General features: G+C 42.7%; 14 protein-coding genes. 7 read left to right on the forward strand and 7 right to left on the reverse strand.

The window, feature by feature from the left end:
• Positions 1–12: 12 nt before the first annotated feature.
• The 3 genes from FTU66_RS03080 to leuC form a co-directional block, all read right to left on the reverse strand.
• On the reverse strand, positions 13–576 hold the full coding sequence (locus tag FTU66_RS03080) for a hypothetical protein (protein WP_168417507.1): 564 nt from the start codon (positions 574–576) through the stop codon (positions 13–15).
• Positions 577–678: 102 nt separating this feature from the next.
• Entirely contained in the window at positions 679–1,329 is a 651-nt protein-coding gene (gene leuD / locus FTU66_RS03085; RefSeq protein WP_004976094.1) for a 3-isopropylmalate dehydratase small subunit, read from the reverse strand.
• Between the two features lie 97 nt (positions 1,330–1,426).
• Positions 1,427–2,875, reverse strand: coding sequence for a 3-isopropylmalate dehydratase large subunit (leuC, locus tag FTU66_RS03090; protein ID WP_004976092.1), 1,449 nt, complete (start codon positions 2,873–2,875; stop codon positions 1,427–1,429).
• Positions 2,876–3,194: 319 nt separating this feature from the next.
• Here leuC and FTU66_RS03095 point away from each other — a divergent pair, with 319 nt between their 5' ends.
• Positions 3,195–3,431, forward strand: a complete 237-nt coding sequence (locus FTU66_RS03095; protein ID WP_004976091.1) for a DUF2061 domain-containing protein — start codon at positions 3,195–3,197, stop codon at positions 3,429–3,431.
• 207 nt (positions 3,432–3,638) lie between these two features.
• Positions 3,639–4,520: a LysR family transcriptional regulator gene (locus FTU66_RS03100; RefSeq protein ID WP_180051873.1), complete on the forward strand. Its 882-nt coding sequence runs from the start codon at positions 3,639–3,641 to the stop codon at positions 4,518–4,520.
• Between the two features lie 71 nt (positions 4,521–4,591).
• On the opposite strand, the gene FTU66_RS03105 is transcribed toward FTU66_RS03100, so the two are convergent.
• Complete coding sequence (locus FTU66_RS03105; protein WP_136144729.1) at positions 4,592–4,837, reverse strand: DUF2789 family protein; 246 nt, start codon at positions 4,835–4,837, stop codon at positions 4,592–4,594.
• A gap of 154 nt (positions 4,838–4,991) precedes the next feature.
• On the reverse strand, positions 4,992–5,642 hold the full coding sequence (locus FTU66_RS03110) for an HAD family phosphatase (RefSeq protein WP_070155338.1): 651 nt from the start codon (positions 5,640–5,642) through the stop codon (positions 4,992–4,994).
• Positions 5,643–5,825: 183 nt separating this feature from the next.
• Here FTU66_RS03110 and FTU66_RS03115 point away from each other — a divergent pair, with 183 nt between their 5' ends.
• Both FTU66_RS03115 and ptsP read left to right on the forward strand, forming a co-directional pair.
• Positions 5,826–6,308: an RNA pyrophosphohydrolase gene (locus tag FTU66_RS03115; RefSeq protein ID WP_004976084.1), complete on the forward strand. Its 483-nt coding sequence runs from the start codon at positions 5,826–5,828 to the stop codon at positions 6,306–6,308.
• 99 nt (positions 6,309–6,407) lie between these two features.
• Positions 6,408–8,705 (forward strand): phosphoenolpyruvate--protein phosphotransferase, encoded by a 2,298-nt coding sequence (gene ptsP, locus FTU66_RS03120; RefSeq protein WP_180112283.1) that lies wholly within the window; start codon positions 6,408–6,410, stop codon positions 8,703–8,705.
• A 15-nt stretch (positions 8,706–8,720) separates the two neighbouring features.
• On the opposite strand, the gene FTU66_RS03125 is transcribed toward ptsP, so the two are convergent.
• Positions 8,721–8,912, reverse strand: a complete 192-nt coding sequence (locus tag FTU66_RS03125; RefSeq protein ID WP_004976081.1) for a hypothetical protein — start codon at positions 8,910–8,912, stop codon at positions 8,721–8,723.
• Between the two features lie 442 nt (positions 8,913–9,354).
• On the opposite strand from FTU66_RS03125, the gene FTU66_RS03130 reads away from it, so the two are divergent.
• A complete protein-coding gene (locus tag FTU66_RS03130; RefSeq protein WP_004976080.1) occupies positions 9,355–9,846 on the forward strand; it encodes a macro domain-containing protein in 492 nt (163 codons plus the stop codon).
• A 135-nt stretch (positions 9,847–9,981) separates the two neighbouring features.
• On the opposite strand, the gene FTU66_RS03135 is transcribed toward FTU66_RS03130, so the two are convergent.
• Complete coding sequence (locus tag FTU66_RS03135) at positions 9,982–11,634, reverse strand: acyl-CoA dehydrogenase family protein (protein WP_178866070.1); 1,653 nt, start codon at positions 11,632–11,634, stop codon at positions 9,982–9,984.
• 81 nt (positions 11,635–11,715) lie between these two features.
• Between FTU66_RS03135 and FTU66_RS03140 the strand changes: the two genes are divergently transcribed.
• Positions 11,716–12,348: a TetR/AcrR family transcriptional regulator gene (locus FTU66_RS03140; RefSeq protein WP_179993531.1), complete on the forward strand. Its 633-nt coding sequence runs from the start codon at positions 11,716–11,718 to the stop codon at positions 12,346–12,348.
• Between the two features lie 268 nt (positions 12,349–12,616).
• Entirely contained in the window at positions 12,617–14,137 is a 1,521-nt protein-coding gene (locus FTU66_RS03145) for a catalase (RefSeq protein WP_096902685.1), read from the forward strand.
• Positions 14,138–14,278: the final 141 nt, after the last annotated feature.

A 14,278-nucleotide genomic window follows, 5' to 3' on the forward strand; every position in this document is an offset into this window, starting at 1 on the left:
CGACTGTAGAGACTAAATTTTTTGTTCCACAAACTCGCCCAAGCCATTCAGGACATTGTAGGGTTTGCAAAAACGACGAATGGGTTTGTTGTTTTGCATCAGTTCCACGCAAAGTGGATCGGGTGCAGATACATTTAATAAGCTGCCTTTAGTACGAATGCGGTCTCGATACATTCTAAAGGTGTATTTTTGCTTGGCATTAAACTTATGAATGACATGCAATTTTTCTGCACGATCTTTAGAAATCGGATAAAAACGTATTACCAACTCATGCTGTGCAGGAGGTACAGACAAATACAAGGCGTTCGATTTATTTAAGGAAGATTCCTGTAAACGCACCAAACCTTGTTTGATGGCAGTACGTGTCACACGATGATTTTCTGCATCTACAATGGTGACTTTATTTAACCGTTCAAATTCACAATCATCCGTACCTGTACAGTAAATTAATGCATTGGATTTAGTTTGCGCAGTTTCTTTTACCTGTTTAAGCCGTGCTGTATCCCACGTTTGGCATGCACTTAACGCAGTCACACAAAATCCAATTACAGCAAGCTGACCGAAAATCTTACTCATTGTTCGCGCCCAACCTCACCTGTTAGATACAAAATATAAAAATTATTATGTGCCGATGTTAGCAAGAGTTAGGCAGCGATGCTATGACAAATTTCAGCGAATTTATGCCTGAATTTCGGCAAAAACCCATGGACGCGACTGCTTAGTTTTCTCTTCATAAGCACGAATGTCATCAGCTGCTTGTAATGTTAAGCCAATATCATCCAAACCATTCAATAAACAGTGCTTACGGAATGGATCTACTTCAAATTTAAATGCCGTACCGCTTGGTGTGCGTACTTCTTGCGCGTCTAAGTCGATGGTTAATTGATAGCCTTCAGTCGCCGCACACTCTTTAAATAATTGCTCGACCTGCTCTTCAGACAAGATCACAGGCAACATGCCGTTTTTAAAGCAGTTATTGAAGAAAATATCGGCAAAGCTTGGTGCAATAACGGTACGGAAACCATATTCATTCAATGCCCAAGGTGCGTGCTCACGGCTTGAACCACAACCAAAGTTGGCACGTGAAATTAAGATTGAAGCACCCTGATAACGCGGCTGATTCAATACAAACTCAGTATTAATCGGACGTTTTGAGTTGTCCTGACCCGGATAACCTTCATCTAAATAACGCAATTCATCAAATAAGTTATCGCCAAAACCTGTACGTTTGATAGATTTCAAAAACTGTTTTGGAATGATTAAGTCTGTATCGACATTGGCACGGTCTAATGGTGCAACGATACCTTGTTCAACGGTATATTTTTTCATGTTTAATTCTCACTGAATCCGTAACCTCTCCCTTGCCCTCTGCTATAGCGAGAGGGAACGCCATCTCTCTGAGAGAAGGCTGGGATGAAGGCATAACTTAGAATGAACGTACGTCTACAAAATGACCTGCGATTGCTGCCGCAGCTGCCATTGCTGGACTCACCAAATGGGTACGACCACCGTTACCTTGACGACCTTCAAAGTTACGGTTTGAAGTCGATGCACAGTGTTCACCTGGTTGCAATTTGTCTGCGTTCATTGCCAAGCACATTGAACAACCTGGTTCACGCCATTCAAAGCCTGCTTCTACAAACACTTTGTCTAAGCCTTCTTGTTCCGCTTGTTGCTTAACTAAACCAGAACCCGGAACCACCATCGCCTGTTTAATGCTTGCTGCAACTTTACGACCTTTAATCACTTCAGCGGCTGCACGAATATCTTCAATACGCGAGTTGGTGCATGAGCCAATAAATACGCGGTCTAATTGAATATCTGCCAAAGACTGACCTGCAGTTAAGCCCATATATTGATAAGCACGCGTCCAGTCATTGCGCTGTACATCATCTTTCGCCTGCTCTAAAGTTGGTACGGCTTGTGATACTGGAATGACCATTTCAGGTGAAGTTCCCCAAGACACTTGCGGCTCAATTTCTTCGCCTTGTAATACCACTACGGTGTCAAAGTGCGCGCCTTCATCTGAGTGTAAAGTATTCCAGTAAGCAACTGCTGCATCCCATTGCTCGCCTTTTGGTGCATAGTTACGACCTTTCACGTATTCAATGGTTTTGTCATCCACAGCGACCATACCTACGCGCGCGCCTGCTTCAATCGCCATATTACATACTGTCATACGTCCTTCAATCGACATATCACGGAATACTTGACCACCAAACTCAATCGCGTGACCTGTACCGCCTGCAGTACCAATTTTACCAATGATCGCTAAAACGACATCTTTCGGTGTAACGCCTTGACCTAATTTGCCATCTACACGCACTAGCATGTTTTTCATTTTCTTTTGAACTAAGCATTGGGTTGCTAATACGTGTTCAACTTCAGACGTCCCAATACCATGCGCTAAACACCCAAATGCACCGTGAGTCGCTGTATGTGAGTCACCACAAACTACGGTCATACCTGGCAAAGTTAAGCCCTGCTCAGGCCCAACCACGTGCGCAATCCCCTGACGGATGTCGTTGATGTCAAACTGCACCACGTTAAAGGTTTTACAGTTGTCATCTAAAGTTTGTACCTGAATACGTGAGGTATCATCTTCAATACCTGCAATACCGTCTGCACGTTCTTTCTTAGACGTTGGTACGTTATGGTCAGGCGTTGCCACGTTGGCACTTAAACGCCACGGCTTACGTCCTGCAAGTTGCAAACCTTCAAAGGCTTGTGGAGAAGTCACTTCATGCAATAAATGACGGTCGATATACAATAAAGCCGAGCCATCATCACGTTGAGTGACCAAGTGATCATCCCACAATTTGTCGTACAAAGTTTTTGCAGCTGGATTTTGTGCTTGTTGGTTTTCGCCTGCCATGTCAGATCTACTCCACTGGACTGGGTAATTTTTTCATTAATTTGATTATAACCGCGAATTTGTATAAATCTAATTTATCATTTTTATTAATTTAAAAACTTTTAGGAATTTCTAGCAAAATAATTTTTATTGATTCATCACGACATGCCTATAAGCAAAAACAAATAGATGCTTAAAATTTTGACCTTATAATCTTTCTATTAAAATCTAATTTTCCAATCAAAATTACAAAATTATTCGTTTTTACAAATTAAATAAGAATAATTATCCTTTAGCTATCCACACAGAAAACGGTCAAAGCAGCAGAAGGAGTATTCACATGAGCCATATTCAAAAATTTGTCGCCAACAATCAACGCATGTTCAAAAAAACTTTAAGCTACTACATCATGCACATCACCGTGGCGATGGTGGTCGGTTATATAGTCACAGGCAATATTTGGATGGCCATTACCTTAAGTTTGGTCGAACCGACAGTACAAGCTGTTGCGTATTTCATTCACGAGCGGATTTGGGAAAAGAAAGCACAAACGCAAGATTCTAAAATTATCGCTTAATGGTTTTATAGATTCTGATTGTGAATATTCCATTTCAGTTTGAGATCATCTTGGTTGCAGCCCACGATGATCTTTTTTTATCTCTGCTGTATCTCTACAAGATCATCCCGAATGCATAGTTTAAAAATAAGTAGAATTTGTTTTGATTAATTCTAATTTTTTCTAAATAATAAGCACAGTAATAAAAAATCTTTATGGATGGTGCAAATGAATCTTGCAGCCTTTGAAGCCTTTGTTAAAGTCATGGAAACAGGTTCTATTTCTTTGGCAGCAGATCAGTTATTTATTACCCAACCTGCGGTGACCAAACGTATTCACAGCCTAGAAGACTATTTTGGCGTGAAACTCTTTGAATCGGCAGGTCGTGGGGTGCAAGCCACGCATGCAGCACACTCACTATTGCCCAAAGTCAAAAACTGGCTGAATGAACTGGGCGATATTCACCACACTCTCAGTCATGAGCAAGGACAGGTTCAAGGCAAACTGAAAATCGGCACCAGTCACCATATTGGTTTGCACCATTTACCCAATCATTTACGTGAATATGTACAGGAATTTCCCAACGTCACGTTAGATGTGCATTTTGTCGACTCAGAACAGGCACATGAACAAGTTTTGGCAGGCGATTTAGAACTGGCTTTTCTGACCTTACCGCCCAAATTAGATGAACGTCTGTCTTATGTCACCATTTGGAATGATCCATTGGTGTTTGTGGTCGCATCTTTTCATCCGCTTGCACATCAGAAAAACCTGCAATTGACCGATTTACTCGCCTACCCTAGTTTGTTGCCTGCCGCGCAAACCTATACCAGTCAAATCACTTTGGCAGAGTTTGAAAAGCAAGGTGTTAAACCTAAAGTCACCATGAGCAATAATCCGCTAGAATCTATTCGGATGTTGGTGTCAATTGGTTTGGGATGGTCTGTTTTACCTAAAACGTTGGTCAATCAGGACTTACAACAGTTAGATATTGACTTAGAAATGAACCGTCAATTGGGCATGGTATGGCATCCGGGACGGACGCAATCACGCGCTGTTTTAGAATTGATTGAGATGATGAAACACTCAAAGATTAATGGTTTCTTTTGAATGAAAACACCCTCAAACACGATTGTATTGAGGGTATTTTTTATTGGCTTAATTTAGGTGCAAGTGAGGTCTTAACGATTCACCGAATCTTCATGTAAAGATTCATTCAATTGATCTACCACAATTGCCCATGAACCATCCGATTTCATTTTTTCGACGATAAACTGACGCTGTGCTTCCGTCCAAAATTCTGCCTCGGCAATTGTTGTTTCTGCATTCAATTGATGCGTTTCAATAAATTGCTGAATCGCAGCTTCACTGGCATCCAAACCCAGTTGTTCAAATAAATGTGTCATTCTTGGGCGTACACCACTCATTTTTTCACTCCTGATCATTTTTAATTCTTGTCTTACCTTAGCATGCCTATTCTAAAAATGAATGACATAATCCAACATTGCAATAAATAAAAACAAAAAACAAATCAATAAGCTAGTAAAAGCCAAAGTAGCAACACCTCAAAAAAATTCAGACTTAAATTGACCAGTCCTGCACATCCCAACCTTGCTCTTCAGCCAAAGCCTGTAAACGTGCATCAGGATTTACAGCAATGGCGTGATCTGCATATTCCAACAAGAAACGGTCATTAATTGAGTCTGAATATGCCCAAGATTCTGTGACTTCGCGCCCTGCAAGCCACTGCTCCAAACGCACCAACTTGCCTTGTTGATAACACGCAGTATTAATGACTTTGCCTGTATATTTACCATCGACCACTTCGGCATTGGTGGCAATAATTTCACTAATACCAAACTCACGGAAAATAGGTGCAGTAATAAAGTCAGATGTTGCTGTAATCCCCACCAATTCATGCCCTAATTCTTGATGACGCTGAATAGCTTTAAACCCTTCAGGGCGCATTTGTGGACGAATCACCTTTTGCATAAATAATTCATGCAAATCTGTGAGGTACTGATTGTCGTGCTGGGTTAAAAACTCAAATACAAATTCGTTATATGCAATTGGGTCGAGTTGCCCTGCTTTGTAGTCTTCATAAAACTTGTCGTTCATGGCGCGATGGCGAACAGGATCGACCAAGCCTTCACTTACCAAAAACTCACCCCAAGAATGATCTGAATCAGTATTTAACAAGGTGTGATCGAGATCAAATAGCGCCAATTTCATGAAAATACTCGTAAAAACTGAAATTTAAGAAAAAAATTGTAAATCTATCTCCGCTAGTCGATAGAAATTCGTTAAGATCATAGCAATTTTAACATTATTTACACTTTGCGTTTTCGAGTTGGAGAAAAGAAATCATCATCCCCGAGTGCAAAGTCATAAATTAAACAATATTTAGGTAGCCAAATGATCGACTCAGAAGGTTTCCGACCCAATGTCGGGATCATTTTGGCAAACGAGTTTGGACAAGTTTTATGGGCAAAACGCATTGGTCACAATGCATGGCAATTTCCGCAAGGAGGTATCCAATATGGAGAAACCCCTGAACAGGCACTTTATCGTGAGCTGAGAGAAGAAGTTGGCTTACTGCCCGAACACGTCCAAGTTATCGCGCAAACTAAGGGTTGGCTGCGTTATCGTTTGCCACATCGGTATATACGCACGGATTCAGATCCCGTATGTATTGGTCAAAAACAGAAGTGGTTTTTATTGCAACTGACAGCGTCAGCGCATCATATTCGGCTGAATTTGTCAGACCCACCCGAATTTGATCAATGGCAATGGGTCAGTTACTGGTATCCGCTTGGTCAGGTCGTCAATTTTAAACGTGACGTCTACCGTAAAGCGATGGTGGAATTGTGCAATCAATTGCCCCTGAAAAAACCTTAAAATTTGCATGAAGATGTAGATTTTTTAGCTTATTGTTATAGGGTCATCTGTGGTGTAAAACTGACCTCAAATCATTGATTGGAATATGGAGTAGCGCGTATGTCGAACATGCAACTGGATACCCTTAGACGCATTGTACAAGAAATCAATGCGTCCACCAGTTTGCATGAATCACTCGATATTATGGTCAATCAGGTCGCAGAAGCCATGCATGTGGATGTCTGCTCTATTTACCTGCTCGATGAACGCAATCAACGCTATTTGCTCATGGCATCAAAGGGTTTAAATCCTGAGGCTGTGGGGCATGTGTCTCTACATACCAGTGAAGGTTTGGTCGGTTTAGTCGGACAACGTGAAGAAATTGTCAACCTAGACGACGCACCTAAACACGAACGCTTCATGTATTTGGCCGAAACAGGCGAGGAAATTTATAATTCTTTCCTTGGCGTGCCTGTCATGTATCGCCGTAAAGTGATGGGCGTTCTTGTGGTGCAAAACAAGGATAAACAAGACTTTTCTGAAGCGGCAGAATCCTTTTTAGTGACGCTCTGCGCCCAGCTTTCTGGTGTCATTGCGCATGCGCATGCCGTGGGCAATATTGATGTATTCCGCAAACCCAACAACCTGCCTGCCTACAAAACCTTTCAGGGCGTATCGGGTTCAGGTGGGATTGCACTGGGTCGTGCGGTAATTCTGTATCCCCCTGCAGATTTGGCGGCTGTGCCTGATCGTGAAGCTGAAGACATTAGTGAAGAGTTAGAATTACTAGACAACGCACTAGATGCAGTGCGTCAAGAAATTCAGGCACTAGATGACAAAATGCAGGATGCCTTAATGGCAGAAGAACGCGCTTTATTCAGTGTGTTCCTACGCATGTTGGATGAAAATGCCCTGCCTGCAGAAATTAAAGAACTGATTCGTGAAGGTAACTGGGCACAAGGTGCAGTGCGTATTGTAATTGACAATCACATTGCCCTATTTTCGCAAATGGAAGATGACTATTTACGCGAACGTGTTTCTGACCTGAAAGATTTAGGGCGTCGTATTCTCGCCTCTTTACAAGAAGCCGATGCCAGTCACCGTGAACTGACCGATGAAAGTATTTTAATTGGCGAAGAAATTTCCACAGCAGCTTTGGTAGAACTACCTGTCGACAAAATTGCAGCGATTGTTACCACCGAAGGCGCAATGAATTCTCACATGGTCATTGTGGCACGTGCTTTGGGTATTCCAACCGTAGTTGGCGTAACTGAATTGCCGATCAACAGCCTAGACGATGTGGAAATGATTGTAGATGCGCACCAAGGTCGGGTGTTTATCAACCCGCCACGTCGCATGCGGACACGCTATAAAGAAATTCAAAAAGAAGAAGAACAGATTGCCAAAGACCTCAAGCAATATGAAACCAAAGATGCCATTACCCCTGACGGCGTAGCGGTAAAATTGTATGTCAATACAGGCTTGATGATTGACGTAGTGCGTGGCGTACAACGCGGTGCTAAAGGTGTTGGTTTATATCGTTCTGAAATTCCATTTATGCTACGTGACCGTTTCCCGGGCGAAGAAGAACAGCGTGCTATTTACCGCCAACAGCTCAGTCACTTTGCCAACAAACCTGTGGTGATGCGTACGCTAGATATTGGCGCAGACAAGGACTTGCCGTACTTTTCGATTGAAGAAGAAAACTCAGCCTTGGGTTGGCGCGGGATTCGCTTCACGCTAGATCATCCTGAAATTTTTTCTTCGCAAATTCGTGCCATGCTCAAAGCCAGTATTGGTTTGAATAATCTGCATATTTTGCTGCCAATGATCACCAGTGTCAGCGAGGTTGAAGAAGCCTTGTATTTGCTAGATCGTGACTTGCAAGCAGTGCAGGAAGAAGAACAGGTTAAAATCACCAAACCGAAAATTGGCATTATGGTAGAAGTACCGAGTGTGCTGCTGCAAATTGATGAATTTGCCCCGTTGGTGGATTTTTTCTCGGTAGGATCAAACGATTTAACCCAGTATTTATTGGCAGTGGATCGTAACAATCCGCGTGTGGCCAACGTCTATTCACACTTTCATCCTGCAGTACTGCGCGCCTTAACCCGCTTGGTGAAAGAATGTCATAAATATGACAAGCCTGTGAGCGTTTGTGGCGAAATGGCAGGAGATCCGCTGTCTGCGGTAATTCTGATGGCAATGGGCTTTAATACCCTGTCGATGAGTTCAAGTAATATCTTGCGGGTGCGTAAAGCAATTTGTCATGTACCGATGACCGATTCGCAACATTTATTAGATCAGGCGTTAAAAATGAATAATCCGCTGATGGTGAAAAGTCTGATGGAATATTATTTTAAAACCCATGGCTTGGGCGATATGGTGAAACTAGCGACACGTATCGTATCTCCATAAAACTTAGTTTAAGCCTCAAGCAACACACCATTCACTCCAAAAACAACAAGGGCGATAATCATCGGAATATCGCCCTTGTTTGTGTTTGCTATAGCCTCGTTTGGCATTTTTCTTACGGTCTACAAAAACCTGACTTTTGTTGACCTCGTGCATGTGCTTGGCCACAAAGTTATGCTGAATAAGCTCAGGCTGTTTTTTCTTTGCCATTACGCTGTTCCTTTCGGTTGATCATGGAAATGAGCAGTGTCGCTACTCTTTTAGATGGAGATGTTGAGGGAAAATTCAAGCCAATTGCTTCTGCATAACGTGACTATTCTCTCACCAATGTTCCATATTAAATTGGGAAGCCGATCATACGCTTTTTTGTACATTTTACAAGCGATTTTCACTCAATAGTGCTAAGATAAAAAGAAGGGTAAATAAATTATTGCCGCCACTTTATCAGATTTTTCTGACGGTTATTTTTGAAGGCTATTTTAAAGAACACTCAGCGGCTTTACCCATACAATTATAGCATAAAATTCTAAAAAATTTTATTACTTTTCAAAGACTTATTAGTTATAAAATCCACTAGAAAAACTGCAATGATTGGCTAATATGAATATAGAAGATCAGTTTAACAAGACCATTAAAAACAGGAGTCAAATTCATGATTTATGAAGTTTCTGGAGATATTTTACTGAGCGAAGCACGTGCGATTGCTCACGGTGTTGCCCCTAACGATAACTTTGCAACAGGTTTGGCTTTAAGTCTGCGTGAGCACTGGCCTGCGCTATATAAAGACTTCCGCAACTATTGTCATATTTACCATCCTAAAGCGGGTGAGCAATGGACTTGGGTCAATGCCGAAGGTCAACGCATCGTCAACCTGATGACTCAGGAAGCGGCTTATGACAACGGTTCAAAACCAGGTAAAGCATCGACAGAATACGTCAACCGCACTTTGAAAAACTTAAAACAGTTGATTGAAGAAGAGAAAATTGAAAGCTTGGCGTTACCGCGTCTTGCAACAGGTGTAGGCGGTTTAGATTGGGAAGATGTACGTCCACTCATCTACAAACACTTAGAAGATTTGGATATTCCAATTTACATCTACACTCTATATCAAAAAGGTGTAAAAGCTGAAGAGCCTGCGAAATAAGTTTCGCTGAAGCAATCAGCTTTGCTACAAGCGAGCGTGATTGATCACGACTCGACTGCAATATACGGTTCAATTCACCCGTTTGGTTTTACCAAGCGGGTGAATTTTTTTTGCAGAATCAAGTAGCAAGGGATGCTATGCTGAAAATGCACGCTGCAAGATGGATGCAACATCGACCTGTTTAGGTTTAAGCATACCCACCACTTGCCCATGCAATGCACTATAACGCGACTGAATAAAACCTTCTGCCACAAAACTTGGCGCATAACGCAACAACAAAACCGCTTGTGCCAAAATCACCAAACGGCTCACCAAAGCACGTGCCATAAATTGTAAATCGTTGCTGTTCGTGGTCTGCAATAACTGCTGCAAACCATCTAATTCACTGCCCAAAATAGGATGAGTAACGGCAGTGCGAGCAAAATCCTGCAATAACACCTGAATCAGCTCAGGTTCTCGCTGCATAGCGCGTAGTACATCCAGACACATGACATTGCCTGAACCTTCCCAAATGGTATTTACAGGTGCTTCTTTGAAAATACGTGCCATGATGCTGTTATCGACATAACCATTGCCACCAAAAACTTCCATCATCTCACCTGTAAGTTCCACCGCGCGTTTGCAAATCCAGAACTTTGCAGCAGGGGTCATTAAACGCTTCCATGCCAAAGACACAGCATCATCGCTTTCATAACAATGTGCCAAATGAAAACTGAGCTGTACCGCAGCTTCAGTTTCCAAAGCCAAATCTGCCAAGACTGCCTGCATTAATGGCTGATTCGCCAAAGTCTGTCCAAATGCTTGACGTTGTCGAGTATAGGCAAGGCATTGCACCAAGGCTTGACGCAGCATGGCACTACTGCCCACAGCACAGGTTAAACGAGTGTAGTTCGCCATTTCAATAATGGTGGGAATACCGCGCCCTGCTTCGCCAATCATGATGCCCCACGCCTGCTGAAATTCGACTTCAGAACTGGAGTTACTCCGATTTCCCACTTTGTCTTTTAAACGCTGTACCTGAATATTATTTTTTCTGCCATCTTCTAACCAACGCGGTACAAAGAAACAAGCCAAACCATCTTGTTCGGTATTGGCAACCACCAAATGTGCATCACACATTGGTGCAGAGAAAAACCATTTATGACCTGTGAGTAAATAGGCTTGCCCACGTCCTGTCGCTGCGACTGGAACGGCGAGCGTTTGGTTGGCCCGCACATCTGAACCACCCTGCTTTTCGGTCATACCCATGCCCAGCCAAATAGATTTCTTTTGTGAAATCGGCACATCACGCGGGTCATATTCATGCGATAACAGTTTCTCACCCATGCTTGCCCATAATTCAGGTTCACGCTGAATGAGCGGAATACTGCCTAAAGTCATAGAATTTGGGCATAAATTACCGCACTCAACCTGTCCTGCCAAATAAAAACGACTGGCCCAATCGACCCATTTTGCCGTAGATTGCGGTTGTTTAAATGGATGTGCATGCGTGTCAAACTTGCGATTCAGCGCCATCCAGTGATGCCATGCGGGATGAAACTCCACTACATCTTTACGGCGTCCACGTGCATCGAAGGCATGTAAAATAGGCGTATGCCGATTGGCTAAATCGGCATAGTGATAATATTCTGCCGATGCTGCAATATGTCCCAATTCGCTCAGTCGAGTCTGATCTTGACTACCATAACGGGTTAAAATTTCTTGTAAAACCGTATCGGTTTCAAATAAGTTATAGTCTTGTAATTCATCAAACTGATTTTGAATTTGATGGGTCATCCATGTCTGCATTGTGTCACTCCTAGACAAACGCGATGCTATCATTGCATTTAGTATAGAGAAAAATATGTGCTCAGGTGTTCGGCTTTATTTATGAAAAATTCTGAGGTTCAAGTGCGCCGTAAGCCGCGCCAATCGCGGGCTAAACTGACTCAAGAGGCTTTACAGGAAAGTTTTGTTCGGCTTTTGCATGAACGCTCGGCAGCTGAAATTACCATTCGCGAAATTACCGATTTGGCAGGTGTCGGTTTAGGCACTTTTTATGAATACTTTGCCAAGAAAGAAGATTTACTGGCATTGACGATTCACCTGCAAGTCAAACAGCATGCAGAACGCTTAAAAAGTTATGCCCAACAGCAACTTGAGTTATCCACAGTTGTTGAAATAAACCGCTATATCGCAACAATCATTCAGTTTCAGCTTCAGCAAATTCAGGCACAACAATGGCTTTGGGCGCAGACTTTTTTACTGGAACGGCAGGTATCACACATTGAAACTTACCAAAAAAGTTACAGCATGATGCTACAGATGTGGCAACAGATTTTCGCACCTGTCATACACAATGCCGAACAACAACTGCGCCTTGCTTTGAATCTGCATCGCATCAGTTATGGTTTTATTTCGCAAAGTTTATTAATCAATCCACATTATCAAGATTGGGATGCCTTGCACACCGATATTTCATTGGCGATTCAACCGTTTTTAGCAGCAGTTTCAGACATTTAGTGCAGCAAAACTGATTATTTAGTTTACAAAGATCTATCGAATACACCAATCATAAACAATAAATTTATCTATTTGTAAAATTATAAAAATCGTTTTACATTAAAATGGTGAGATTTGAAAAGCTTTCATCTACAAAGCCCGATCTGCATGGTATTGTGGTGTTGTAGTTGATTTTTTAAACAATCAAAACGGTTCATGGCCGCTTGTTTTAGAAGCTAAATTTCTAATACAGCCCACCACATGATGATCACAATAATGGAGAACAACGATGAGCCAAGAGATAAAAAAATGCCCTGTAACGCATTTAACCACCGATGCAGGCGCACCTGTTGTAGATAACCAAAATAGTATGACTGCGGGCGCACGTGGCCCACTCCTTACTCAAGATTTATGGCTCAATGAAAAGTTGGCAAACTTTGTACGTGAAGTAATTCCTGAGCGTCGTATGCATGCCAAAGGTTCAGGTGCGTTTGGTACGTTTACGGTCACGCACGACATCAGCCAATATACCCGTGCCAAAATTTTCTCTGAAGTTGGCAAAAAAACTGAAATGTTTGCTCGTTTCTCTACCGTTGCAGGTGAGCGTGGCGCTGCCGATGCAGAACGTGACATTCGTGGTTTTGCTTTAAAATTCTATACTGAAGAAGGCAACTGGGATTTAGTCGGTAACAACACACCAGTGTTCTTTTTCCGCGACCCACGTCAATTCCCTGACCTGAATAAAGCGGTAAAGCGTGACCCACGCACCAACCTGCGTAATGCGACCAATAACTGGGATTTCTGGACTTTGCTGCCAGAAGCACTGCACCAAGTCACCATTGTGATGTCGGATCGTGGTATTCCTGTGGGTTATCGTCACATGCATGGTTTTGGTAGCCACACCTATAGTTTTATTAATGCCAATAATGAGCGTTTCTGGGTGAAATTCCACTTCCGCACTCAACAAGGCATTCAAAACCTGACCGATGCAGAAGCAGCAGAATTGATTGGTCGTGACCGTGAAAGCAGCCAGACTGACCTTTACAATGCCATTGAACGCGGTGATTTCCCGAAATGGACGCTGTTCGTGCAAATCATGCCTGAACTGGATGCAGAAAAAGTCCCTTATCACCCATTTGACCTCACCAAAGTTTGGCCGAAAGGTGATTATCCACTGATTGAAGTGGGTGAATTTGAACTGAACCGTAACCCTGAAAACTACTTCCAAGATGTTGAACAGGCTGCCTTTGCACCAAGCAACCTTGTACCAGGAATTAGCTACTCGCCAGATCGGATGTTACAAGCGCGTTTGGTCAACTATGCCGATGCTGCACGTTACCGTGTTGGTGTGAACCATTCACAAATTCCAGTGAATGCTGCACGCTGCCCTGTGCACTCAAACCGTCGTGATGGTCAGGGTCGTATGGATGGCAACTATGGCAGCTTGCCACACTATGAGCCAAACAGCTTCCATCAATGGCAAGAGCAACCACAATACCGCGAACCACCGCTAAAAATTCGTGGCGATGCAGATTTCTGGGATTATCGTGAAGATGATAGCAACTATTTTAGCCAGCCGCGTGCCTTGTTCAATTTAATGAACCCTGAGCAAAAACAAGCACTGTTTGATAACACGGCACGTGCGATGGGTGATGCTTTAGACTTTATTAAGTATCGTCATATTCGTAACTGTTATGCATGTGACCCTGCTTATGGCGAAGGCGTTGCAGCAGCTTTAGGCATGACCGTTGCCGATGCGCAAGCAGCACGTGCCAGCGACCCTGCACTTGGTCAACCAGGCGTACTGTAATCTTTGTAGTTAAAGATCAAGTCAGTCTGAACAGCAAGACTTTAAACACCAAAACAAAGCCCCTATTTCGATAGGGGCTTTGTGTTCTATATCTATCATTGCCACTTTTCAGTAGCGTGAAAAGTAGCGTGTGACTTTTAT

This window comes from Acinetobacter sp. YH12131, assembly GCF_013418635.1.
Classification (GTDB): Bacteria; Pseudomonadota; Gammaproteobacteria; order Pseudomonadales; family Moraxellaceae; genus Acinetobacter; species Acinetobacter towneri.